We start from the raw sequence: 24937 nt of genomic DNA on the forward strand, positions 1-24937 counted from the left end.
CCCGTCGGTGCAGGTCGCCGGTGACGGGCTTGATCGTCCGAACCGGACGGGACAACCCGGGAATCGACTGACCGGGCACCCATGAACGTGCCGCCGGGTCGGTCCTGGTCGTGGATCCGGTGCGGACCTCGACGATGTCGGCCAGCTCTCGCTCGCGCTCGTCCATGCCTGCGCGCACATCGGCACCGAAGGAGCCCACGGCGACGGCGAGTTCCCGCACGGCGTCACCGACGTTGGCGGCGATGCCCGCAGGCGTGGCCTGGCGGGCCGCCTCGGCCATCCGCCTGCTGACGGCGATACCCGCTGCGATGCCCGCGCCGAACCAGAACAGTCGACTCATCGCCTGCCTCCTCTGATCCGAACCCGTCGACGACCACCACGGTCGGAGTCGAGACTACCGCGTCCACCGCGCTTCCCACGCCTACCGCGCAATGCCTTGCTCAGGCCGTAGAACAGCGCCGCGAGCTTGACCAGGGGGCCGCCGAGGGTGGCGGTGAACAACGAGCTGAGCGCCGAGACGTTTCCGGTGACGGTGCGCGCGTTGGAGGTGATGCCGTCCACTCGCTCTAGCTGCGCGTTGACATGAGTGAGAGTGGTGTTGGCCTCGGTGAACAACGGCTCGGAGTTCTCATGAGCCTTGCGGATGGCGATGGTCGCCTCGTCCAGGGTCCGACCGAGCTTCAGCAACGGAACCGCCAACAGCAGCACCAGCAGCACGAACGCACCCGCGGCCACGAGTGCCGCGATCTGGCCTGCCGACACGAGACTCCTCCTAGCGGATTAACCGGTGAATGGGAGGTATCGCGATCCCCCGCCGATTCGCCGCGGGGCCGCGTTCCTTGATCGTTCTTCGAACGGCGATCAGGTTACCGGGTGGCATGCGGAGCCGCTCGGGCAGGCCGATCGGCGGGGAGGGGAATGGGCTGTCCGGCGCAGCAGCGGCAGCTGTTCGAGTGCCGAGTGTCACCCCTCACACACACTCCGCACCTTCCCATGCGCAGTCTCGTTAGCCTAACCTAACTTTTGCCAAGGGTGGCTTAGCGGTCACCAGCAGACGAGAATTGTGAGGTCCCGTGACGCAGACCCTGTGGTCCGCTCCGCCCGAAGCACTCGGTGGTTCACCCTCGCTGGCCGCATGTTCACCGGCCGACATGCTGCGCGTGATCAATCTGATGACCGCTGGTTTCGCCGGAACCACGGACGTACCCACCCGTTCCGGGCCGCTACCGGAAGGCGCCCCCGCCAAGGTCGCCGAGATCGTGTCGTCCGCGCTGGGACCCGCCCGGCTGGCCGAGGACGGACTCGGGGCCGCCGACGCGCTGCGGCGCGTGACCGGCGTCCTGGTCGAACAAGGTCTGAACCTGACCCATCCCGGGACGCTGGCGCATCTGCAGCCCGCCCCGCTGCCCGTCGCGGTCGCCGCCGATGTCTTCGCGTCGTTGGGGAACGCCTCGCTGGACACCTATGATTCCGGGCCCTCCGCCGTCGCGGTGGAACGCTGGTTGATCCGCGTGCTGACCGGCTTGGCCGGACTGACAACGCGGGCGGACGGTGTGCTGACCCCCGGCGGCTCGCTGTCGAACCTGATGGCGTTGTTACTGGCCAGAGATGCGGCGGCGGCCAGGATCGGCGTCGACATCCGACGGTCGGGCATCGCGGGCCTGCCCGGTCCCGTGGTGTTCTGCTCCGAACTGGCGCACTTCTCCGTACATCGGGCGTGCGCGGTGTTGGGCCTCGGAGAGGAGGCGGTGCGATCGGTCCCGGTGGACCGCCACCACCGGATGCGGCCGGATGCGTTGGCCGCGATGCTCGCGGAGCTGGGCCCAGATCGGACCCCGATCGCCCTGGTGGCCACGGCGGGCACCACCGACTTCGGCAGCATCGACCCGCTTCCGGAACTCGCCGAGATCACCGCCGCACACGACATGTGGTTGCACGTCGACGCCGCCTACGGATTCGGCACGCTGTTCTCCGACCGGCTCGCCGGGCTGCTGCGTGGGATCGAGCTTGCCGACTCAATCACCGGTGACCTGCACAAGCTCGGCTGGCAGCCCGCCGCCGCCAGTGTCCTGCTCCTCGCGGATCGCGCGTCCTTCACGCCGTTACACCGCGAGGTCGCCTACCTGAACCCCGCCGACGACACGGCCGCCGGTTTCGGCGGTCTGCTCGGACAGACCCTGCAGACCACTCGACGCCCCGACGCGGTCAAGGTCGCCACCACGCTGCTGGCCCTGGGCCGAGGCGGTCTGGGGCGGATGGTCGAGAGCTGCCACGACCTGGCCGAACACGCGATCGGACGCATCCTGGAGCATCCCCGGCTCGAGCGCATCGGCGGCGGAACGCTGACCACCGCGGTCTTCCGCTTCCGCACCGCACAGGTCGCCGACTCCGATTCGGTGAACTCGGCGCTGCGCAGGAAGCTGTCCCAGACCGGCGGCAGCCTGCTGGGCCGCACGACCGCCCGCGACGCAGACGGGATCGAACGGACCTGTCTGAAGCTCACCTTCCTCAACCCGGACACGACTCGGGAACAGGTCGACGAGGTCCTGGCCGAGGTGGTCGCGACCGGGATCGCGTTGGAGCCCGAGATCCGCGAATCCTCGGTGATCGCCACCGAGACCATCACGGCGGAGACGATCGGCGCGGAGAAGATCGGTGCGGCGACGCTGCGGACCGCCGGAACCGAGGAGAGCGCATGACCGGCCACGACCCACTGCTGAGCACCGATCCGGCGGCGGTGTCGGCGCACGCGCATCTGGAGGCGCTCCTGCGCTGTTGGGTGCGCGAGACCGGCATGGAGATCACCGCCGGTCCGCTGCGGATCGCGCTGCCGCGCACCGGCCTGACCCTGGGCACCGAGGTGCTGCACTTCTCCGCCACCGATTGGCATCGGTTCGGCCCGGTGCGGTTGATCCGGGCGGACGGCGGCGACGCGGGCCCGGTCGATCCGATCCTGGCGGCGGCGCTCGTGGCAGACGAGGCCGCCCGGACCGGACAGGCGTTCTCCACCGAGGACGGTCTGCTCCCGACCGCCGCTGCTGCCGAGGTCGCCGATCTCCTCGGCCGCACCTCGGAGTCGCTGACCCGGGTGGCCCGGTACATCGAAGTGCGGCGTAGCGCCGAGGCCTCGGGCGAGCACGAGTCCGATGGATTCCTCGCCGCCGAGCAGGCGCTGCTCCTCGGGCATCTGCGCCACCCGGCGCCCAAGAGTCGGGACGGGCTCTCCGAGGCCGAGGACGACCGCTTCGCGCCGGAGCTGCGTGGCGGCTTCGCACTGCACTGGTTCGAGGCCGATCCCTCGATCGTCTCGCACGATGCGGCGATCGACGGGCCGGGAATGGCCCAGCGCACCGCGCCCCAGCTGTTCGCCGATCTGTCGGGCATCGCCGCCGTCGATGGTCGGATCCTGCTGCCCGCTCATCCGTGGCAGGCCAGGGAACTCCGAACGCGGCCCCGGATCGCGGCATTGCTGGCCGCAGGCACACTGCGGGATGTGGGCGAGTCCGGTCCACAGTGGCGGCCGACGTCGAGCCTGCGGACCGTCTACCTGCCCGGCGAGTCGGTGATGCTGAAACTCTCCTTGGGCCTGCGTCTGACGAACTCGCGTCGGGAGTTCACCCGCACCGAGTTACTGCGCGGTTTGGAGGTGCATCGGCTGCTCGCCGCAGGTCTGGCCGACTCGACCTTCACGGCCCATCCGGGCTTCCGGGTGCTGCGCGACCCGGCCTGGGCGGCCGTCGACGAACCCGGTAGGCCGACGGGACCCACGGTGACCGGTCTGGAGGTCGCCGTTCGCGAATCGCCCGCCGACATCACCGATCTCCGCTGTCTTGCGGGGCTGGTGGCACCTCGCCCCGGGCTGGGCCGTTCCCTGCTGGGCGAGATCGTCGCCACGCACTCGAGCTCCTCGACGATGGCGGAGGCGGCCGCCGCCTGGACCGCCGACTACGTCGACCGGGTGTTGGTACCGATGCTGCACCTGTATGCGAGCACCGGCATCGGGCTGGAGGGACATCAGCAGAACACGCTGGTCCAGCTCGACACGACAGGCCGGATCGTCGGCGGCGCGTTCCGCGACAACCAGGGCTACTACCTGGCCTCGTCGCGACTGCCGGAGCTGTTGCGGGTCTCGGCGGCGTCGGCTTCGACCCTGGCCGTCGTCGAGGACGCGTTGGTGGACGATCGGCTCTCCTACTACCTGTTGCGCAATCAGGCGCTGGCCGTGGTGGGCGCGCTGGGTGTCGACGGGTTGGCCGAGGAACACGATCTGCTGGCCGTGGTCGCCGACCGGCTGCGGGCCGCGCTGCCCGACCTCGCGGAGGCGGGTCCGGACGGGGATCGACTCGCCCGTCGCTGGTTGGACGCCGAGGCCCTGCCCTGCAAGGCGAACCTGCTGACCCGACTGAAAGGCATCGACGAAGTGCTCGCACCCTTGGACAACCAGTCCGTGTATCTGACGGCGCCGAATCCGCTGGCGTCGGCGCGGCTGGGTGCAGGCCGATGAGCGTCGAACGTTGCGACGTGCTCGCGGTGGGCGGCGGACCGTTCAACCTGGGGCTGGCCGCGTTGGCCGAGCCGCTGGCCGATCTCGACGTCGTGGTCTGCGAGGCGGCGGCGGAGGCGGAGTGGAGCTGGCACTCCGGGGTGCTCTTCGACGACGCCATCCTGCAGGTGGGCTTTCTCGCCGACCTGGTCTCGCTGGTCGATCCGACGAGCCCGCTGTCCTTCTTGAACTATCTGCGGGACCGGGGTCGGCTCTATCAGTTCTACGTGCGGGAACGGTTCCACCCGACCCGACTGGAATACCAGGACTACCTGCGCTGGGCAGCGAGCAGTCTCGACGTCCGCTATGGACACCGGGTGCGCACCGTGACCTGGGACGTCGAGGCGCAACGGTTCGCGGTGTCGATCAGCGGTCCGGACGGCGAATCGCGCGAGATCTCGGCCCGGCACCTGGCGTTGGGAGTGGGAACCGCGCCGTGGTTGCCACCCGAGCTCGCGGGCCTGGGCGCCGACGCGGTCGTGCACTCGGCCGACTATCTGCATCGGGTCGCCGACCTGGACCGCGCCGAGCGGGTGACCGTGGTCGGCTCCGGTCAGTCGGGTGCCGAGGTCATGCTGGATCTGCTGCGCCGCAGCGGAAGCCGAGGGCCCCGGCTGAGCTGGTTGACCCGCACCGAGAGCTTCGCGCCGCTGGACTACAGCAAGCTGGTGCTGGAGATGACCACGCCCGACTACGTCCGCTACTTCGCCGGTCTCCCGGAACAGGTGCGGGACACGCTGATCGCCAATCAGTGGCGGCATTACAAGGGCATCTCCGAGGAGACCCTCGATGATCTGCACGACGAGTTCTACCGGCGTCAGGCCCACGGCGGGCCCGAGGTGGAGTTGCGCAGCGGGGTCGCGGTGCGGGGCGCGGCCGCTCACGACCGGGGGTTGACGTTGGACTGCGTGCATCGGGACACCGGCGGCCGGTTCGAGCACCACACCGACATCGTGGTGGCGGCGACCGGTTATCGACACCGCTCCACCGAGTTCCTCGCGCCGATCGCCGATCGGCTGGGGCGCGATGATGCGGGCCGTCTCCAGATCCGCGAAGATCATTCCGTTGCGACCGACCCGTCGATCGTGGGCCGGATCTTCGCGTCCAACGCGGATCTGCACCGGCACGGGGTCGCCGCGCCGGACCTCGGTTTCGGTGCGGTGCGCAATGCGGTCGTGCTCAACACCGTGCTGGATCGAGAGGCGTACCGGCTGCCGACCCGCACGGCGTTCACCAGTTTCGGAACACCAGGAGAGGGCGGATGACGGCGGTGCCGACGCAGGCGGAGATCTGGCGGATGGCCTCGGCCAGACTGCTGGCCAAGATGATCGGGCAGCTCGCCTTCGAGGACCTGCTGCGTCCCGAGCCGTTCGCCGACGGCGAGTGGTTGTTATCGCTGGCCGAAGCCGAGTACTCCTTCCAGGCCGTGCGCGGCGCGTTCGGCGACTGGACGGTGGCGCCGGAGTCGATCCGGCATCGGGTGACCGGGATCCTCGGCGATCGGCTGGGGCAGCCTGCCTGGGATCCGGCGCGGTTCCTGCTCGACGCGGCCGGCACCATCGGGGTCTCGCCGGAGACCTCGGCGAACTACCTGGCCGAGCTGACCGCGACCCTGCGGGCCGACGTCGCACTCGCCGAGAACGACGTGCCCGTCGACGTCCTCGCCGACCTCGGGCACACCGAGCTGGAGGGTCACCTGGTCGGTCACCCCTGGCTGGTGGCGAACAAGGGCCGCGTCGGTTTCTCCTCCGACGACCAGGCCCGTTATGCACCGGAGGCCCGTAGCAGGTTGCGGCTGCCCTGGTTGGCCGTCCATCGGGGACTGGCCGAGTTCCGGGCCACGCCCGCGCTCTCCGAACACGCGGTACGCGAACACGAACTGGACGAGGCGACCAGGACGGCCTTCGCCTCGGTGTTGCAGAGCCGAGGCGTCGACCCCGACGCCTATGTGTGGCTGCCGGTGCATCCCTGGCAGCTCGACCACGTCGTGCGCACGTTGTGGGCACCGGAGCTGGCGGCCGACCGCATCATCGAGCTGGGCGTGGCCCCCGACCCGATGCTGCCGACCCAGGCCATCCGGACGATGTCCAACGTGGAACACCCGGATCGGTTCCAGGTGAAACTGCCGCTGCGCATCCTGAACACCGCAGTCTGGCGAGGCATCCCGCCGCACTGCACCTCGGCGGCCCCGACGGTCACCCAGTGGCTGCGTGGGCTGTGGGACGGTGACGCGGAGTTGGCCGAGACCGGCGCCGTCCTGTTGGGCGAGGTCGCCTCGGTGACGATCGAGCACCCCCTGTTGTCCACGGTGCCCGGCACGCCCTACACCTGGTTGGAGACTCTGGGCTGCATCTGGCGGGAGTCGGTGGACCCGACCCTGCGGCCCGGGGAGCGGGCGGTCCCGCTGGCGGCCGTCCTACATGTCGACACGGCGGGCCGCAGCCTGGTGAGCGAGTACATCGCCCGCTCCGGCTCGGATGCACAGAGTTGGATGGCCGATTTGTTCGCGGCGTTGCTGCGGCCCCTACTGCTGGTGCTCTACCGGTACGGGATCACGGTGAACCCGCACGGCGAGAACGTGCTGCTGATCCTCGACGAGTCGGGCAGGCCGACGCGCGTGGCGATCAAGGACCTCATCGACGATGTGAACGTCTCGGTGGAACCGGTCGCCGAGCGCGGCCCGGAGCCGGACTCGCATTACCGGGTGCTTCCTCGCAAGCCCTGGCATGTACTGCGGCAGTACCTGGTGGATGCCCTGCTCGTCGGGGTGTTCCGGCCGTTGGCACGCCTGCTGCGCGAGAACCACGGGGTGGCCGAGGCTCGGTTCTGGGGTCGGGTGCGCGGCGAGATCGAGGACTTCCGCAGGCGGCACCCCGAGTTGGCCGACCGCATGGCGCAGGGCGACCTCCTCGGCCCCACCTTCGCCCGATACCCGCTCAACGGCGACCGACTCGTGCAGACCGGTTACGCGGAACTGTCCTATCGGCATGCCATCGCGCCGCACGGGGAACTGCCGAATCCGCTGTACGAGGTGACGTCCATCGCCCCCGAGGGGCGCTGAGTCCTCGGTTGTGCGCCGATGCGGCGGCCGTCGGGCCGCCGCATCGGGCGTCATCGAGGTGGATCGGGCTCCGCAGGCGACGTGCCGGTCGCCGGGGGTCGATGGCGGATCAGTCGCCTGCGGCGATGGCCCAGTCCACATCGCGCACCGGCTCGTCGGTCTCCTCGGCAGCCGTGGTCTCGGCGGTGCGGTCGGCTGCGGCGGGCGTCGCGAGGGTCACCGGGGCCGCCGACGCCGAATCGGCGGGGCTCGGCGACGCCGCCTCCTCGAATTCCACGAGGTCGAGTAGCGACCAGGGCCCACCCGGGACGTCGGCGGCGAAGACGTTGCGCCGCATCGTGCCGTCCGGCATCCAGCGGAACAGACTGACGGCCGCCCTGAGCCCGTCGTCGCGACGCAGGCCGAGGTCGTCGGTGAGTCGGCTCGGCTGGGTGGAGACCACCTCGATCCGCCGCCAACCCCGTCGTTGGACCTCGTCGTGCAGCGCGCCGGGCGAGGCAGGGGCGAACACCACGACTGCGGCACGCGGAGCGAGGTGCTCCACCAGGCTGTCGAGCCCGTCGACCCAGCGGGCCGAATCCGGGCAGGATCGCAGCCAACCCTCGTCGAACCGCAGGTGGTATCCGATGAGGACCCGACGCGAACCGAACAGACCGGCCAGCGTGACGGGTTTGCCCGCCGCCGTCGTCAGCGGCGTCGCCGACTCCGCCAGCGGCCCGGCGGGAAGCGCCCGACGCGCGGCGGCGAACTCGGCCGCCGCATCCCACAACTTCCGCTCGGCCTTGCTCAGCCGGTCACGGGCCTGCCTCGGACCGTCGACGGCCCCATCGCGAGGTCTTTCCATGTGCCGGGAGCTTACGGTCGTCCTCAGCTCCGCCGGGGCGTTTCGCCTCGAATGACCCGCCGTAGCCGGGGAACCCGCTCCGACAGGGTTCGCTCGGCTCCTCGTTCGGTGGGTTCGTAGTAGTCGCGTCCGACCACGACGTCCGGCGCGTACTGCTGGGCCAGCACGCCCTCGGCGACGTCGTGCGGATAGCGGTAGCCCGTCGCATTGCCCAGTTTCGCCGCACCCGAGTAGTGCCCGTCCCGCAGGTGCGCGGGCACCGGACCCGCCGCCCCGGAGCGGACGTCGCCGAGCGCCGCATCGATCGCCGTGATCACCGCGTTGGACTTCGGCGCCGTGGCCAGATGAATGGTGGCCTGCGCCAGGGTGATGCGGCCCTCCGGCATCCCGATCAACGCCACCGCCTGAGCGGCGGCCACCGCCACACCGAGCGCCGTGGGGTCGGCCATCCCGATGTCCTCGCTGGCATGCACCACCAGTCGTCTGGCGATGAAGCGGGGATCCTCCCCCGCCTCGATCATCCTGGCCAGATAGTGCAGCGCGGCGTCCACATCGGACCCTCGAATGGACTTGATGAAGGCACTGGTCACGTCGTAGTGCTGGTCGCCGTCGCGGTCGTAGCGCACCGCCGCCTTGTCGACGGTCGCCTCCACCGTCGACAACTCGATCACCGCCGAGTCGGTCGACTCCGCGGCCTCGGCGGCGGCCTCCAACGCCGTCAACGCCCGTCGCGCGTCCCCGGAGGCGAGCCGCACCAGGTGCTCGGCGGCGGCCTCCGTCAGCCGCACTCGGCCGCCCAGGCCACGTTCCTCGACGACGGAGCGATCGACCAGCGTGCGCACGGCCTCGTCGGTGAGCGACTGGAGTTGCAGGACCAGCGATCGCGACAGCAACGGTGACACCACCGAGAAGAAGGGATTCTCCGTGGTCGCCGCCACCAGGAGCACGACGCGATCCTCGACCGCGCCGAGCAGGGCGTCCTGCTGGGTGCGGGAGAACCGGTGTACCTCGTCGATGAACAACACCGTCGACTCCCCGGAGCGACCGAGCCGGTGTCGAGCCTCCTGGATGACCGCCCGTACTTCCTTGACACCGGCCGACAACGCCGAGAGCGCCACGAATCGTCGTCCGGTCGCCTGCGACACCAAGGTCGCCAAGGTCGTCTTGCCGGTGCCCGGCGGGCCGTAGAGCAGGATCGACGCCGGGGCCGCTCCCTCCACCAGTCGCCGCAACGGCGCGCCCGGTGCGAGGAGATGGTCCTGGCCGACGACCTCGTCCAGGTTGCGTGGGCGCATCCGGACCGGCAGCGGCGCGTTGTCGGCCAAGGCACGCTCCGCCTTGTCCGCCACCTCGGCGCCGAAGAGTCCCTCGTCGAATAGCCCGTCTGCCACGCGCGCGACGCTACCCGGCCCGCACGACACCGACGACGGGCACCACGGCGTGCGACTCGGCGATAATCGTCGGATGAACTCGACGGTGTCCCTCGCGGACAAACTCGGCAGGATCGACGACCACTGGTCGCCACGCATCGTCGCCCAGCTCAATGATCAGCATGTCAAAGTCGTCAAGCTGCTCGGTGAGTTCGTCTGGCACGAACACGCCGACACCGACGAGCTCTTCCTGGTGGTACACGGAACCCTGCACATCGATCTTCCCGACGAACGTCGGACCCTGCGCACGGGTGAACTGTTCGTGGTCCCCCGAGGAGTCCGGCATCGGCCGGTGGCCGAGCAGGAGTGTCAGGTGGTGTTGATCGAGGCCGCAGGCACCGTCAACACCGGCGACCGCTCGGACAGCGAGTTGACCAACCCTGCGGAATGGCTCTGATCAGAGCGCCGCAGGCATCGGTCGGTACGCGAGACGGTCAGCGGAATGCCGGGTAGAACGGAAGCCGCTGGCCGGACAGACCGAAGTGATCCCGCAGGGCAGCGGCGGTGGAATCGGCGAACTCCGCCAGCGGTTCGGCCACGCCCGCGTCCGAGGCCAGCCGTTCCCACTGGTCGATGACGTCCAGGTACCGCAGCATCGGGTCGCCCTGCTCGGTCTCCGAGGTCATCACGCCGCTGGTCCCCGACAACACCCGCCAGGTCGCCACCCAGGCGTAGATCAGCTGCGCCTGGAAGAGCCTGGGCAGCAGGATCTCGTCCTGATCGAGTTCCGGCCACACCGAGGTCACCTCGGAACGCCAGGTGGCCAGCATCGCCTCGCCGATCTCCTCCGGCACGCGCAGCGCGCAGGCACACGAGGCGAACGGGACCAGCAGGCTGATCGCGTCCAGGGCGATATCTCGCACGCAACCGGACTCGAAGTCGAGGAATCGGACTCCGTGCCCGGTGACCACGCTGTTGTCCGGGCTGATGTCGCTGGTGCTGAACGCCCGATAACGCTGTGCGGAGAACAGTTTGAGCGCCTCGCCCACATCGGCGAGGACCTCGTCGGGAACCGGGCGTTCGTGCAGCGTGGCCAACAACGCGGGAAGTTCGCGCACGGCTTCGGCGGCCTCCTGCGCGACGGGGTGTATGCCGTCCCGGCCGCCCAACCGCCGCAACAACGCATCGAAGTCGGCGTCGCGACCGGCGGTGCTGGTGTGCAGCCTGCCCAGGGTCCTGGCCCAGGACAGCAGGGTGTTCTCGGCGGCCCTGGTGTCCTCACCTCGCAGGACGTCGGCCAGCGTCGAGGCGCGGCCGAAGTCCTCCAGGATCACCAGTCGCTCGTTCTGATCCTGACCGACCAGTTCCGGGCTGACCCAGCTCTCGGCGGGCAGCGCGGTCAGCAGCTGGCAACTCGCCGCCTCCCTGGCGAACGCGCCGCCGTCCTGGTCGTCGGCGACACGGGGGTAACGCTTGATGACCAGAGTCTTGGGCATCGTGAAAGGGGTCTCCGCGACCCGGACTCGAACGACGGCGGCTCGGCCGCTGCCCCCGAGGTCTTCGGGGTCGGCGAGTCGTACCGAGGCGCCGAACCGGCCGGTGAGCACCGTCTCCGCCGCGCGAACCGTGTCGTTCAGTTCATCGTGACTCGTGGTGCTCCGGTCGGACGCCTTTGACCGACTGACAGCTGTCTCGAGGCTCATCTCTTCCGACCCTACCGTGGTTCGCCATCCCATGATGACCACTGTTCGGCTGAAACAACCGATGAATCCCCGCCCCGGGAACGTCCCGGGGCGGGGTACGAGCTCAGGACTGACGTGCGTTGGGCTTGGCGTCGACGCCCGCTTCTTTACGCTGCTCGGCGGTGATCGGCGCGGGTGCCTCGGTGAGCGGGTCGAAACCGCCACCGGACTTCGGGAAGGCGATGACCTCGCGGAGCGATTCCGCTCCGGCGAGCAGCATCACGATCCGGTCCCAGCCGAAGGCGATACCGCCGTGCGGCGGGGGACCGTACTGGAAGGCGTCCAGCAGGAAGCCGAACTTCTCCTGTGCGTCGGCCTCGGAGATGCCCATCACGCCGAAGACCCGCCGCTGCATCTCGGCCTGGTGGATACGGATCGAGCCGCCACCGATCTCGTTGCCGTTGCAGACGATGTCGTAGGCGTAGGCCAACGCGTTGCCCGGGTCCTCCTCGAACCGCTGCGCCCACTCCTTGGTCGGCGAGGTGAAGGCGTGGTGCACGGCGGTCCAGCGACCGGAGCCGATGGCGACGTCGTCGGTGTCCTCCGCCGACTCGAACAGCGGTGCGTCCACGACCCAGACGAAGGACCAGGCGTCCTCGTCGATCAGGTCGCAGCGCCGACCGATCTCCAACCGGGCCGCACCCAGCAGCGAACGGGCTCCCGCCGCGGAACCCGCCGCGAAGAACACGCAGTCGCCGGGGTTCGCGCCGACCGCCGCTGCCAGACCCGCGCGCTCGCCCTCGGTGAGGTTCTTGGCCACCGGGCCGCCCAGGGTGCCGTCGGGCTGGATCAGGACGTAGGCCAGGCCCTTGTGGCCACGCTGCTTGGCCCAGTCCTGCCAGGCGTCGAGCTGACGTCGGGGCTGGTCCGCACCGCCGGGCATCACGACCGCGCCGACATACGGCGCCTGGAAGACGCGGAAGGTCGTCTCGGCGAAGTACTCGGTCAGCTCGGTCAGCTCCAGACCGAAGCGCAGATCCGGCTTGTCGGTGCCGTAGCGCGCCATCGCGTCGGCGTAGGTGATCCTCGGGATCGGGCGCGGGATGACGTGGTCGGCCAGGCCCTGCCAGAGCGCGGCGACGATGTCCTCGCCGAGGGCGATCACGTCGTCCTGCTCGGCGAAGCTCATCTCGACGTCGAGCTGGGTGAACTCCGGCTGCCGATCGGCGCGGAAGTCCTCGTCGCGGTAGCAGCGGGCGATCTGGTAGTAGCGCTCCATACCGGCGACCATCAACAGCTGCTTGAACAGCTGCGGGGACTGCGGCAGCGCGTACCAGGAACCCGGCTGCAGGCGCGCGGGAACCAGGAAGTCGCGGGCGCCCTCCGGCGTCGAGCGGGTCAGCGTGGGCGTCTCGATCTCCACGAAGTCCTGGTCGTGCAACACCGTCCTGGCGATCCGGTTCGCCTCGCTGCGCATGCGCAGTGCGGCGGCGGGGCCGGAACGACGCAGGTCGAGGTAACGGTGGCGGAGTCGGGTCTCCTCGCCGACCTCCAGGTGCTCGTCGAGCTGGAAGGGCAGCGGCGCGGACTCGGACAGCACCTCGAGTTCGTTGACCGTCACCTCGATCGCACCGGTGGGGATCTCCGGGTTCTCGTTGCCCTGGGGGCGGATGACGACGTCACCGATGACCCGCAGGCAGAACTCCGAGCGCAGCCGATGGGCCCGCTCGGCCATCTCGCCCTCGCGGAAGACGACCTGGGCGACCCCGGAGGCGTCCCGAAGATCGATGAAGATCACGCCCCCGTGATCGCGTCGACGCGCCACCCACCCGGTGAGGGTGACTGTCTTGCCGACGTGCTCGGCGCGTAGGGCGCCGGCCTGATGGGTGCGCAACACGGTTCCTGATCTCCTTGCCGACCGTCTGGCGGATAGTCGTCCAGGCCGTTTCATGACGAGTGCCCAGACCGATACCAGGCTAGCCAACCTGGCAGCGGCCGACGCCGGCAGGCTGGATCGCGGGCGCGGGCCGAGGCGACGCTCGACGGCGTGCAACGCTCGCAGCCAGGCCCGCGATGAGGGAGTACCCGATGTTCGAGGGGGCCAGATGACCGATTCGGTCTGGATTCGACGGCACGGCTGGTGGTTGCCGCCCGCACCCTTCCGCGAGGACCACGGCTGGCACCTGTGGCCCGCCGGGCAGACGCCGAATCGCTCGCCGGTGCGGCTCTTCGCTCCCGGTTTCCGGTACTACGTCTGCGATGGGGGCCGTTCCGGCGAGCGCCGGGTGCGGTTCCTCACCGAGATGGAGGCGGTCTCCCCGGTGTATGCCGTCGTGTCGCTGGACGAGGGTTTCGGGAGGCTGGAGGAGTTCTTCGGGCGGCAGGGCAGGACGATGTCCTGGTCGGCCTGGTACGAGGACTCCTACGCCGTCGAGAAGTTCCGCACCCCACGCACCTTCGCCCTGCTGGCGTGGACGTTCTCGGTTCGACGGTCCTTATCGGTGCCGTTACCGCGCGCGCAGCGCTTCGCTCCCAGCGGCTGGTTACAGGTTCCGCGAGACGCGATCGCGCTGAAGTGACCGATGATGCGGGCGATGGACCGCGCCGCGCGGTCGGCGCGATCGTAAGCCTGCGCCGTGGCGGCGTCCGCGCACACCCGACCGGCAGGACGACGAGACTCCTCGCCACGGCGTCGCCCGATTCGACGCCCCGGAGCACATCGATGTGATCGACTCAATCCTCCGGACGGGCCAAATCCATTCTCGCCACATGGACGAACACGTCACGGACCGTTTTCAGTTCCTCGGTCGTCACCGATCGGCCACGGCCCAGCCGCAATACCAGCAGACGCGAATAAACATCGGCCGCATCGACCACCTCCGGCGAGCCGAGAAGATAGACGGGGGCGAGCGCGGACCACAGATTCTGTCCGAGTCGGGTGAGTTCGATGCGCCATTCGGAATCGGCGGAGGATTCGGGTTCGGCCGAATAGCAGGCGAGCAGATAGACATTGGCTGCGCCGAGGAACTCGGCATAGGCCACCCGCCGCTGGTGCACCTGTTGGCGCCGCACCTGCTCGGTCGTTCGTCGGTCGGCCTCGCGCTCCAGGTCCCGCCGTCCGTGCTGGGCGGCGATGCGCAGTTCACGCGCCCGGTGTTCGGCCTGCTCGTTGAGCCGGGTCATCGCGTAGTTCGCCTGTTCCCGGGCCTGCTTCTCGAATCTGCGTAACGACCGACCGACGAGGGTGAACGCCACCAGAGCCGCCACCAACGACACCACTGGCGCGGCCATCCCGACCAACTCGAGGATCGTGGGGTTCACCCATAGAACGTTAGGCGGCCCGGCCCGCGATTCCTAGCCGTCCATCGGATCCGCGTGCTATCGATCCGTCCTATTCCGGCCGCAGCGCCGTCGAATGCTCGTTGGTGGCCACGGAATTCCATCGAGGCGGGTACATAACGGTCGACCGACCGTGATGACCACCGCTCAGCGATCGGTTCGACTTCACCGACCGGACGCGTTTTCCACAAGGCCGACATAATCACGACTCGCCGCGACCACTCGGTGCAATCAATTCGCGCGATCAGGTGATCCACTACGGCCAACGGGGTGATCGAAGCCCTCGACTCCTTGAGGACGCCTCGAGTGCGAAGTCAAGATCGTCTCCACGCCACAGCCCCTCGACAGACAGCAGACGCCCCACCCGGTCCGGACGAACCCCAGACAGGCTCGGCGACCCGATTCGGGAGCCGTGCGGAGTACGACCACCCGAAAGCGCAGTACCAACCCGGCGGCGAGATCCGCGCGCACACCGAGACCGCGGATCCGGCGACGACCAGCGCAGAGACGAGGACTCGGATGAGCTTGCACCGCCTACTGACACTGATCGAGCCGCCACCGCCCCGAACGGCCGAGTACGGCAGCACCGTTCTCGCGGTGCGCACGGGACTGCGGGCCTGGGCGGCGGAGGTCGGACTCGTCGGTTCGGGGTCCGCCGGAGAACGCGTGGTGGGCGACGGCGTCGAGTCGATGGCGGTCCGCAGCTTCCCCACCGCCCCGGTGGAGCGGGTGACCCTCTTCACGAAGTGGCTGGCCTGGGTCCTCTGGGAGGACGACGAGATCGACGAGGGTGGTGTCGGCGGCACGCCGTCGTTGGTCGCTCAGCGCTATGACTCCCTGTTGAGAGCATTGCGGGCCGGAGTCGCCGGGCCCGACGCGGACGGCCTCGAACGCGCCGCCGTCGCTCTGTGGCAGGAGACCATCCCGGAGATGGGCGCCGCGTGGCGGGAACGTTTCCTGACCAACCTGGCCGGGCACGCGGACGCGACGCTGGCTGCGGCACACAACCAGCAGCGGGGTCGGACGCCCACCCCGGCGGAATTCCCGATGCTGCGCGGTGGACTGGCCGGTCTGCATGTCTACGACCTCGCAGAACCGGTGTTGGGCCGAGAGTTGCCCGAAGCGGTGGCGAGCAGCCATGAATGGCGCACCCTGGTCGGGGGCGTCAACGATGTGGCGGCCTGGTGCAACGACATCGCCTCGCTGGAGCGGGAGACCGCGGGCGGCGAGGTGCACAACTACGTGATCGTCATCCGGCACGCCCTCGGCTGCTCGGATGAGGACGCCATCGCCTGGGTGGCGGACCGGATCGCCGATCGCTTGTCCGAGGTGGCGACGACACAGGCGGCGCTGCCCGCGTTGACACGACGGCTCGGCCTGTCCGATCACGATGCACACACGGTCGAGGCGGACGCCAAGGTGATCTGCGCGGTTCCTCGCGACCAACTCGAATGGCTCGTCGGATCGCAGCGCTATTCGACGGTCGCCGTCGGGCCGGTGGAGACCGCCACCGGTTGAGCACCACGGCAGCGGTCGCTCCGGCATGGCCGCGTGCCTCGCCGGGTGGTCGATGTCCGGATGCGCGACCGACGGGTCTGTGCTCCCTCGCACGCGAGTGCCTGCCGAGCGAGGCCGGTCGGGTGCCCGAGAACGATCGTTCGAATGCACGCGATGGTGTCCTCGGCAGGAGTCGGGTCGACGCCTTCGGCGACCGCGATCTCCCCGGCGGGCGAACCACCGCCCGCCGCAGGGCCGGGGGCCTGCGTGTTCTCTCCCGGGAGCCGGATCGGGGGCTCGGGTGGAGCGGGATCCGCATCCATCCGCACTGTCTTACACCGTGGCGGCTCGGAGCCCGCCTCGGTGCGCCCCGATGCCGATGCCGCCGGGTGTCGGCGTCGGCTGGCGGCCCGCCGCCCGCGTCACGCGGCGGCCGGCACCTCGGGGCGGTTGTTCTTGAAGACGACCGGGGCCAGGAAACGGTCGATGCTGAAGGCACCGGCACCGCTCACGGCCAGCAGCAGAGCCGCCACCATGATGACGAGGACGAACTCGAAGCCGCCGTCGCTGACGAAGATTCCCACGCCGGTGTGCGCGACGGCCCAGGCGCCCGCCATGTTCGCGGCGACCAGGACGCCGACGATCGGCACGGCGAGTCCGAGGATCAGTGCGATTCCGCCGCCGAACTCGACGAGGGTCGCGAACCAGGCTGCGGCGCCGGGCAATGGGACTCCCATCGCCTCGAAGCCCGCAGCGGTCCCGTCGATGCCCCCGTCGATCTTCTGCCAGCCGTGGGCGATGAGCACGATTCCGAGCCCCAGCCGTGCGGCGAGGAGCACGAGGTTGCGAATGAGTTCGAAGGATTTCATGTCGTCTTCTCCTGGTGTCCAAGCGTGGCTCGCAGCATGGGATGGGAAGTCACCACGTGTGATGACGGTAACCGCAAGTCACGCTTTGATATATTGAAGGTTCAAGGATCGTGACGATACATGAGGCTTCAACTGTTTCCACTCCGCCTCGTGGACCAAGAAGTCTCGACCGATCCCTGCGGCATTCGGCGGAGCCCGAATGCGCCTCACCTCGATCGCGAACCACAGCCGACCGCCCGGCTCGATGGATAGGATCCGCAGGTGGACGAGGCACGGTGGCTCACCGACGAGCAACAACGGGCATGGCGGAAGCTCGCGGGCGTGATCACGGTGCTCCCGGCGGCCCTGGATACCCAGCTGCAACGCGACGAGTCGCTGACCCACTTCGGCTACTGGGTCATGGCCCTGCTGTCCGAGGCCGAGCAGCGATCGGCCCGGATGAGCGACCTCGCAGCCAAGGCGAACGCCTCACCGTCCCGCTTGTCCCACGTCGTCAGCAGGCTGGAGAAGCAGGGCTGGGTGCGAAGACAGCGGTGTGACCAGGACCGGAGAGGAAGCCTCGCGGTCCTGACCGATGCAGGCTACGAGAAGGTGGTCGCCGCAGCGCCCGGCCACGCCAACAAGGTCCGCGAACTGCTCTTCGACGGCTTGGACGATGACCAGGTCCGGCAGTTGGACGACATCTGCGCGGTGTTACTACGCCAGATGGGCTACCACGCCGACACCGCGATGCCGATCGACCGGTCCGACGAGACCGAGCCGCCGTGTTGACCCCACTTCGAGTGGCCGTCGAGGCGCGATCCGGCGCGACGGCGGGACACGGCCTCGTTGCCCGCCCCGCCGCCGCAGGTCGTCGAACCCTCGCGGATCAGCTGCAGAGGGTGTCGTTCACCGCGAACGTGGCGGGCACGGAGTTGCTCCCGCCATGCGTGCCCTGGAACCCGAAGGTCACCGAGCCACCGACCGGGATGTGCCCGGTTCCGCTGTTGGATCGCACGGTCACCTCCGCGCCCTGCTGAGCCACCGAGGCTCCCCAGGCGTTGGTCACCTGCTGCCCATCGGAGTAGGGCCAGGTCAGACCCCAACCGGAGATCGCCGCGCTACCGGTGTTGCGCAGCACCACCTCGGCCACGAAACCGTTGTTCCATTCGCTCTGCTTCGTGTACTCCACCGCGCAGTCGATCGCGATCGGCTCCGGCTCCGGCGGCTCGGGCTCACCGGGGTCTCCGGAGTCGCTGAACACGACGTCGGAGCAGTTGTAGAAGGCCTCCGCGCTGTCCGAACGCTGCCAGATCGAGTAGATGAGGTGCTTGCCGCTCTTGCCCGAGGGCAGCTGACCGCGCCAGGTGTACTCCGCACCATGCGGACCGCTGCCGTCGATCGGCGGATTGGTGACCTCGTCGAAGGGCACCGACTCCAGGTCCGACCACCGCAGCGGCTGGTTCGGGTCCCAGCCGTCCTTGGTGATGTACTGCGACCACGTCCCGGGATGCGGGGCCCAGGCGTTGTACCGGAAGGTGATGTTCGCGCCCGCCTGCAGCTGGGTGGTGGGCCAGTCGGAACGCGCGAGGTTGAAGCCGCTGAACGTATCGGAGGGCCCGCAGAGGTTGCCGTCCGGGATGATCTCCCGGTGTCTGCCGCCCGCATCGCTGATGAGGTTGCCGAACCAGTTCCACAGCGCGTTCTTGCCGCCCTGGGCGACCGCTGCGGCACAGGCCGGATTGGTCGGGTTGACGTCGCCGCCCTGCCCGCCCTCGAGACCGTTGACGTAACAGGCATAGGTCCTGGTCGCCGGGTAGGTCAGACCGCCATGCGCCAAGGCCTCCTCGGCGGGAGTGACCACCACCAGGGCACCGACCAGGGCGGCGAGAGCGCCCCAGAAGCCCACCTTGTGTCGTGTCCTCACTGCAATCCTCCTTGATTTCAGTTCTGACAACCTCGGGTGACGGTCGTGCTCCTCGTGGCCTGCTTTCCGTCGACGAGACGGGACACATCGGGATAGCCCTCGCCCACTCGGTGAGTGATCGATGCGAAACCACAGCGGTCGGATGGGCCTCGGGCCGCGCCGCCCGATCACCCACGGCTCCCGACCCGGCACGCTTCGCAACTGGGAGCGCTCCCAGCGTGACGGAGGCCACGGCACGTTGTCAATATTCGTTGCGAGACAGCACCATTGCCGCCGCGACCTGGTGTGATTTCGCTTCCGCCCGAGGTGGGCCGCCCGGACATCCGGTTGCGGCCGACTGCGGCCTCGATGTCCGATCCAGGCGTGCCGGCTCCCGTTATTCGATGGGAATATCGATCCGAGCGCTTACTCCGGGAGCGCTCCCAGGATCCCGGTGCGCCTTCGCGGCCGAATACGGCGCTTGGTCAGTCGCCGACGGTCCGGCGCAGGCGGACGGGGTCGAAGATCCGCGACTGCCACGCCAGGAACAGCCCGAACACCGGTAGCACGGCCATCGCGGTCGGCAGGCTCACCGCGTCGGCGAGCATGCCGATCAGCGGTGGCATCAGCAGGAAGCCGACCCGCGCGAACCAGGAGACGATCGCGATGGCATTGGCGCTAGGGATCCCCGGGATGCTCCCGGCCGCGTGGATCGCGGAGGGGAAGAGCGTCGCAGTCCCCAGCCCGGCCAAGGCGAAGGCCACGATCAGCACCGGCACCGAGCCGATGGGCAGCGCGATCGCCATCGGAACGGCAATCAGCAGACCGCCTGCCTGCCCGACCCGCAGGTGTCCGAACCGGTCGGTCATCCGGTCGCCCAGTAGACGGCCGACCATCATCGAGCCCTGGAACGCGACATACGCGGCACCCGCCAACGCGGCCGGAGCGGCGTAGGAGTCGCGCAGCAGCACCGCTCCCCAGGACGCCGGGGTGTCCTCCACCGCACAGGCCGCCATCATCACCAGGCCGAGCAGACCGAGGACGCGACGAACATGTCCGGTCTCGGTGCGGTCCCGCTCGGTCGCGTCGGTCGTCGGGGTGCCCGCCTGCGGCCGGTCCGCAGCCAGTTCACTGTCCTCGCCCCCCGGCAGCAGCAGGGGAAGGCAGCTCACGGCCAACACGGCGACCGCGATCCCGATCGCGATGAGATGCACCCCCAACGGGATACCCAGCCCGGCGGCCGCACTGCCCGCGACTCCCCCGCAGACCGCGCCGAGGCTCCACACGCCGTGGAAGCTGTTGAGCACCGAGCGGCCGTATCGGCGCTGCACCCGGATTCCGTGCGCGTTGCTGGCCGCGTCCATCACGGAATCGGCGGCGCCCAGGACGAACATGGTCGCGGCGAAGCCCAACCAGAGGTCGGCCAGCGACGCGGTGGGCACGACGACGCCCAGCAGGACGCCTGCGAGCACCGCGAGCCTGCCGCTGCCGAGCCGGGTGGATAACGGCCCGGCCAGCAGGCCTGCGACCAGCGCTCCGGCGGGCATCGCCGCGATCCCGAGGCCGAAGGCGCTGTTGCTCAGCTCGAGATGGTCCTTGAGCTGCGGGAATCGCGCCACGATGTTGGCGTAGGCGAAGGCGTTGATGAAGAACAGCACCGCCACCGCGACTCGCGTACGTCGCAGCGCCGCCATCGTCATCTCGGGCATCGCACTCCCTACGACCTCGTGAGACGACTGGCGGCCACCGCGCCGATCCCTCGAACGGGTATCTCTCGTCTGCCACCGCACCGGTGACCGTGCTGGTTCTACAGGACCGGATCCGGCGGCGCGGAAGCAGTCAGGAGATGCCCGCTGCGATCTCGATCCCATTCGCCCGACGCGGGAGAAATGACGAGACCGGCCTCGGCCGCCCCGCCTATCCTGGGCGGCGTATGAGAACGTCGTCTGTGACCTCGCCGCTTGCCGAGCTGTCGGCACGCCTCCCCGAACTGATGCTCCGTGATCAACACCGCATCGCGCGGCGGTTGGACGGAATGCGCCGAAACCGCAAATCCGGTGGCCCCGCCCGCGAGGAGGCGCTCGCTTCGATCAGCGCCGAGATCGATTCCGCCGCACTGCGCATCGAGCGACGTCGGGCCGCCGTGCCGAAGATCAAGTATCCGGCCGAGCTGCCCGTCGGACAACGCAAGGACGAGATCCTCGAGGCCATCCGCGACCACCAGGTCGTGATCCTCGCGGGCGAGACCGGCTCGGGAAAGACCACGCAGCTGCCCAAGATCTGCCTCGAACTCGGCCGTGGCGTGCACGGGTTGATCGGGCACACCCAGCCCAGACGACTGGCCGCCCGCACCGTGGCCGAACGCATCGCGGAGGAGCTGCACACCGAGCTGGGCCAGGCGGTGGGTTACGCGGTGCGCTTCACCGATCGGGTCGGCGAGGACACCCTGGTCAAGCTGATGACCGATGGCATCCTGCTGGCGGAGATCCAGCGGGACCGGATGCTGCGTCAGTACGACACGATCATCATCGACGAGGCGCACGAGCGCAGCCTCAACATCGACTTCCTGCTCGGCTATCTCAAGGAACTGCTGCCGCGCAGACCCGATCTCAAAGTGATCATCACCTCCGCGACGATCGACCCCGAGCGGTTCTCCCGGCACTTCGGCGACGCGCCGATGATCGAGGTGTCCGGCCGGACCTATCCGGTGGAGGTCCGGTACCGGCCGATCGTGACCGACGAGGTCGAGCGAGATCAGGTCCAGGCGATCTGTGACGCGGTGGACGAACTGGCAGGCGAGGCACCGGGCGACGTCCTGGTGTTCCTCAGCGGTGAGCGGGAGATCCGTGACACCGCCGACGCGCTGGTGAAGCAGGACCTCCGCAACACCGAGGTGGTCCCGCTCTACGCCCGACTCTCGGCGCGCGAGCAACATCGGGTGTTCCAACCGCATACCGGACGGCGCATCGTGTTGGCGACCAACGTCGCCGAGACCTCGCTGACCGTGCCGGGGATCAAGTACGTGATCGACCCGGGCACGGCGCGGATCTCGCGGTACAGCCTGCGCACCAAGGTTCAGCGGCTGCCCATCGAGGCCATCTCACAGGCATCGGCCAATCAGCGCTCCGGCCGCTGCGGCAGGCTCTCCGCAGGCGTGTGCATCCGGCTCTACTCCGAGCAGGACTACCTCGCGCGGCCGGAGTTCACCGACCCGGAGATCCTGCGTACCCATCTGGCCTCGGTGATCCTGCAGATGAGCGCACTGGGGCTCGGCGACGTCGCGGCCTTCCCGTTCGTCGACCCGCCGGATCGACGCAACATCTCCGATGGCGTTCAGCTGCTCCATGAGTTGGGCGCGTTGAACCCCGACGAGCCCGATCTGCGCAAGCGACTGACCCCGCTCGGCCGCAGCCTGGCGCAGCTGCCCGTCGACCCGAGATTGGGTCGCATGGTGCTGGAGGCCCAGCGCAACGGCTGTCTCCACGAGGTCATGGTGATCGCCGCCGCGCTCTCCATCCAGGATCCGAGAGAACGGCCGGAGGACAAGCAGCAGGCCGCCGCCGAGCAGCACGCCCGGTTCGTGGACAAGAACTCCGACTTCATCTCCTATCTGAACCTGTGGGAGTACCTGCAGGAGCAGCAGAAGGAGTCCTCCTCCAGTCGGTTCCGCCGGATGTGTCGTGCCGAGTACCTGAACTATCTGCGGGTCCGCGAGTGGCAGGACGTCTACGGACAGCTGCGGCAGGTGGCCAGGACCCTCGGTTCGGCGCCCGGCGATGACCGCACCGATCCCGATCGGGTGCATCAGTCGCTCCTGGCGGGGTTGCTCTCGCAGGTCGGCCTCAAGGACACCGACAAGAACGAGTACCTGGGTGCTCGCAATGCGAAGTTCGCGGTCTTCCCGGGGTCGGCGCTGTTCAAGAAGCCGCCCCGGTGGGTGATGGCCGCCGAGTTGGTCGAGACGTCCCGGTTGTGGGGCCGCATCGCGGGCCGCGTGGAACCGGAGTGGATCGAGAAGGCGGCGGGACACCTGGTCCGGCGCAGCTACAGCGAGCCGCACTGGGAGAAGAAGCAGGCGGCGGTCATCGCGTTCGAACGCGTGACGCTGTACGGCATCCCGCTGGTGGCGGGTCGCAAGGTGAACTTCGGACGCATCGACCCGGAGACCTCGCGTGACCTCTTCATCCGACATGCGTTGGTGGAGGGTGACTGGGAGACCCGACATCGGTTCTTCCACGAGAACCGCGAGCTGCTCGCCGAGGTCGAGGACCTGGAGCATCGGGCGCGCAGGCGCGACATCATGGTCGACGACGAGACACTGTTCGAGTTCTACGATCAGCGCATTCCGGCCGACGTGGTCTCCGGTCGACATTTCGACAGCTGGTGGAAGAAGGCCAGGCACGACGATCCGGCTCTGTTGACCTTCGAGAAGTCGATGCTGGTCAACGACCAGGCGGCGGGGATCGGCGAGGCCGACTACCCGGACGTCTGGTCGCAGGGTGACCTTCGGCTGCGGCTGACCTATCAGTTCGAGCCGGGCACCGACGCCGACGGCGTGACCGTGCACATCCCGCTGGCCGTGCTCAACCAGGTCACCGAGACCGGCTTCGACTGGCAGATCCCCGGTTTGCGGGCGGAGCTGGTGGAGTCGCTGCTGCGTTCGTTGCCCAAGACCCTGCGTCGACATGTCGTCCCGGTCCCGGATTGCGCCGCGGCGCTGCTGCACCGGATGACCCCGGGCTCGGCACCGCTGTTGGACGCGGTGGAGGACGGGTTGCGCCGTCAGGTCGGCATCGTGGTGCCGCGCGATGCCTGGCAACTCGATCGGATTCCCGACCATCTGCGCATCACCTTTCGCATCGTGGACGAGCGGCAGCAGCGGCTCGCCGAAGGCCGCGATCTGGCCCGGCTGCGTGACGAGCTGCGGCCCCGACTGCGCGAGACCCTCACGGCATCGGCGCAGGGGGTGGAGAAGACCGGGCTGCGGGACTGGACCATCGGGGACCTGACCAAGACTCACCGCCGGAAACAGGGCGGCTACCTGGTCACCTCTTACCCTGCGCTGGTCGACGAGGGCGACGACGTGGCGGTCCGGCTGTTCGATTCGGAGGCGGAGCAGCGCCACGCGATGTGGGCGGGAACGCGCAGGCTGGTGCTGTTGGGCGCCCCGGCGCCCATCAAGCTGATCCAGGGCAGGCTGAGCAACCAGACCAAGTTGGCGCTGACCCACAACCCGCACGGCGGGGTGGGTGCCCTGCTGGCCGACTGCGCGTCCTGTGCCGCCGATCGGTTGATCGTCAAACACGGCGGTCCGGCGTGGACGAGCGAGAAGTTCGCCACGCTGCGGACCCAGGTGCGGGCCGAGCTGCCGCCGCTGATGACGGACGTGGTGACGAAGGTGGAGGCCATCCTCACCGAGTGGCGCTCGGTGGAGCTGCGGTTCAAGGAGGTGGCCCGGCATGCTCCGGCCGCGTCCACCGCCGATATCCGCACCCAGCTCGGTGATCTGGTGTTCCCCGGTTTCGTCACCTCGGTCGGCTACCAACGGCTGCCACACGTGCTGCGTTACCTGCGGGGTATCGATCGGCGCTTGGAGAAGTTGCCGGAGAACCCCGGCCGCGATCAGGACTGGACGGCGAAGGTCGCCGCGGTCACACAGGCCTATCAGCGCCTCGCCGACCGGGTGCCCTCGACGGTCACGCCGAGCAAGGGCCTTCGCGAGGTGCGGTGGGCCATCGAGGAACTGCGCTTGAGCTACTTCGCCCAGAACATCAAGACCGCGTTCCCCATCTCGGACAAGCGGATCATGAAGGCTCTGGAGCAGCTGGAGAGCTGATCGGTCGACTC

At 69.0% G+C, this 24937-nt stretch carries 18 protein-coding genes and 1 pseudogene; 9 read left to right on the forward strand and 10 right to left on the reverse strand.

The features are described from left to right. Nucleotides 1-16: 16 nt before the first annotated feature. Both BKA25_RS27930 and BKA25_RS15865 read right to left on the reverse strand, forming a co-directional pair. A pseudogene (locus tag BKA25_RS27930) lies at nucleotides 17-340 on the reverse strand (hypothetical protein); the annotation flags it as partial. Further along, the gene (locus tag BKA25_RS15865) at nucleotides 337-762 is read right to left on the reverse strand and encodes a DUF948 domain-containing protein (protein ID WP_069848707.1); all 426 of its coding nucleotides are present in this window, start codon (nucleotides 760-762) and stop codon (nucleotides 337-339) included. The pseudogene BKA25_RS27930 and the gene BKA25_RS15865, both read right to left, overlap by 4 nt. A gap of 311 nt (nucleotides 763-1073) precedes the next feature. Here BKA25_RS15865 and BKA25_RS15870 point away from each other — a divergent pair, with 311 nt between their 5' ends. From BKA25_RS15870 to BKA25_RS15885, 4 genes are read left to right on the forward strand one after another with little or no spacing between them, the layout of a single operon-like run. Continuing rightward, nucleotides 1074-2699: a pyridoxal phosphate-dependent decarboxylase family protein gene (locus BKA25_RS15870; protein ID WP_236750708.1), complete on the forward strand. Its 1626-nt coding sequence runs from the start codon at nucleotides 1074-1076 to the stop codon at nucleotides 2697-2699. Then, nucleotides 2696-4504 (forward strand): IucA/IucC family protein, encoded by a 1809-nt coding sequence (locus BKA25_RS15875; protein WP_069848704.1) that lies wholly within the window; start codon nucleotides 2696-2698, stop codon nucleotides 4502-4504. The genes BKA25_RS15870 and BKA25_RS15875 overlap by 4 nt, the downstream gene beginning before the upstream one ends. Further along, nucleotides 4501-5808 (forward strand): lysine N(6)-hydroxylase/L-ornithine N(5)-oxygenase family protein, encoded by a 1308-nt coding sequence (locus tag BKA25_RS15880; RefSeq protein ID WP_069848702.1) that lies wholly within the window; start codon nucleotides 4501-4503, stop codon nucleotides 5806-5808. The genes BKA25_RS15875 and BKA25_RS15880 overlap by 4 nt, the downstream gene beginning before the upstream one ends. After that, nucleotides 5805-7604, forward strand: coding sequence for an IucA/IucC family protein (locus BKA25_RS15885; RefSeq protein WP_069848701.1), 1800 nt, complete (start codon nucleotides 5805-5807; stop codon nucleotides 7602-7604). Before BKA25_RS15880 ends, BKA25_RS15885 begins: the two co-directional genes overlap by 4 nt. 109 nt (nucleotides 7605-7713) lie before the next feature. Here the strand turns inward: BKA25_RS15885 and BKA25_RS15890 are convergent, their stop codons facing one another. Continuing rightward, the gene (locus tag BKA25_RS15890) at nucleotides 7714-8448 is read right to left on the reverse strand and encodes a DUF899 family protein (protein ID WP_069848699.1); all 735 of its coding nucleotides are present in this window, start codon (nucleotides 8446-8448) and stop codon (nucleotides 7714-7716) included. A 23-nt stretch (nucleotides 8449-8471) separates the two neighbouring features. Beyond that, nucleotides 8472-9839, reverse strand: a complete 1368-nt coding sequence (locus BKA25_RS15895; protein ID WP_069848698.1) for a replication-associated recombination protein A — start codon at nucleotides 9837-9839, stop codon at nucleotides 8472-8474. A 73-nt stretch (nucleotides 9840-9912) separates the two neighbouring features. Here BKA25_RS15895 and BKA25_RS15900 point away from each other — a divergent pair, with 73 nt between their 5' ends. Further along, a complete protein-coding gene (locus tag BKA25_RS15900) occupies nucleotides 9913-10275 on the forward strand; it encodes a cupin domain-containing protein (protein ID WP_069848696.1) in 363 nt (120 codons plus the stop codon). Between the two features lie 37 nt (nucleotides 10276-10312). Here the strand turns inward: BKA25_RS15900 and BKA25_RS15905 are convergent, their stop codons facing one another. Then, the gene (locus BKA25_RS15905) at nucleotides 10313-11521 is read right to left on the reverse strand and encodes a phosphotransferase family protein (RefSeq protein ID WP_221312350.1); all 1209 of its coding nucleotides are present in this window, start codon (nucleotides 11519-11521) and stop codon (nucleotides 10313-10315) included. A gap of 103 nt (nucleotides 11522-11624) precedes the next feature. Next, a complete protein-coding gene (gene aspS / locus BKA25_RS15910) occupies nucleotides 11625-13397 on the reverse strand; it encodes an aspartate--tRNA ligase (RefSeq protein WP_069848694.1) in 1773 nt (590 codons plus the stop codon). A 208-nt stretch (nucleotides 13398-13605) separates the two neighbouring features. Here aspS and BKA25_RS15915 point away from each other — a divergent pair, with 208 nt between their 5' ends. Further along, nucleotides 13606-14079: a hypothetical protein gene (locus tag BKA25_RS15915; protein ID WP_069848692.1), complete on the forward strand. Its 474-nt coding sequence runs from the start codon at nucleotides 13606-13608 to the stop codon at nucleotides 14077-14079. Between the two features lie 154 nt (nucleotides 14080-14233). Here BKA25_RS15915 and BKA25_RS15920 read toward each other — a convergent pair whose 3' ends face one another. Further along, a complete protein-coding gene (locus BKA25_RS15920; protein WP_069848691.1) occupies nucleotides 14234-14821 on the reverse strand; it encodes a hypothetical protein in 588 nt (195 codons plus the stop codon). Nucleotides 14822-15358: 537 nt separating this feature from the next. Here BKA25_RS15920 and BKA25_RS15925 point away from each other — a divergent pair. Beyond that, a complete protein-coding gene (locus BKA25_RS15925) occupies nucleotides 15359-16357 on the forward strand; it encodes a terpene synthase family protein (protein WP_157421038.1) in 999 nt (332 codons plus the stop codon). A 401-nt stretch (nucleotides 16358-16758) separates the two neighbouring features. On the opposite strand, the gene BKA25_RS15930 is transcribed toward BKA25_RS15925, so the two are convergent. Further along, a complete protein-coding gene (locus BKA25_RS15930; protein ID WP_069848688.1) occupies nucleotides 16759-17205 on the reverse strand; it encodes a DoxX family protein in 447 nt (148 codons plus the stop codon). A 261-nt stretch (nucleotides 17206-17466) separates the two neighbouring features. Between BKA25_RS15930 and BKA25_RS15935 the strand changes: the two genes are divergently transcribed. Beyond that, complete coding sequence (locus BKA25_RS15935) at nucleotides 17467-17976, forward strand: MarR family winged helix-turn-helix transcriptional regulator (RefSeq protein WP_069848686.1); 510 nt, start codon at nucleotides 17467-17469, stop codon at nucleotides 17974-17976. 97 nt (nucleotides 17977-18073) lie between these two features. Here the strand turns inward: BKA25_RS15935 and BKA25_RS15940 are convergent, their stop codons facing one another. Both BKA25_RS15940 and BKA25_RS15945 read right to left on the reverse strand, forming a co-directional pair. Then, entirely contained in the window at nucleotides 18074-19111 is a 1038-nt protein-coding gene (locus tag BKA25_RS15940) for a lytic polysaccharide monooxygenase auxiliary activity family 9 protein (RefSeq protein ID WP_069848685.1), read from the reverse strand. Nucleotides 19112-19575: 464 nt separating this feature from the next. Further along, nucleotides 19576-20799, reverse strand: coding sequence for an MFS transporter (locus BKA25_RS15945; RefSeq protein WP_172803775.1), 1224 nt, complete (start codon nucleotides 20797-20799; stop codon nucleotides 19576-19578). Nucleotides 20800-21023: 224 nt separating this feature from the next. Between BKA25_RS15945 and hrpA the strand changes: the two genes are divergently transcribed. Then, complete coding sequence (hrpA, locus tag BKA25_RS15950; protein WP_084642888.1) at nucleotides 21024-24926, forward strand: ATP-dependent RNA helicase HrpA; 3903 nt, start codon at nucleotides 21024-21026, stop codon at nucleotides 24924-24926. The last annotated feature ends 11 nt before the right edge of the window (nucleotides 24927-24937 follow it).

This window comes from Actinoalloteichus hymeniacidonis (assembly GCF_014203365.1).
Lineage (GTDB): Bacteria > Actinomycetota > Actinomycetes > Mycobacteriales > Pseudonocardiaceae > Actinoalloteichus_A > Actinoalloteichus_A hymeniacidonis.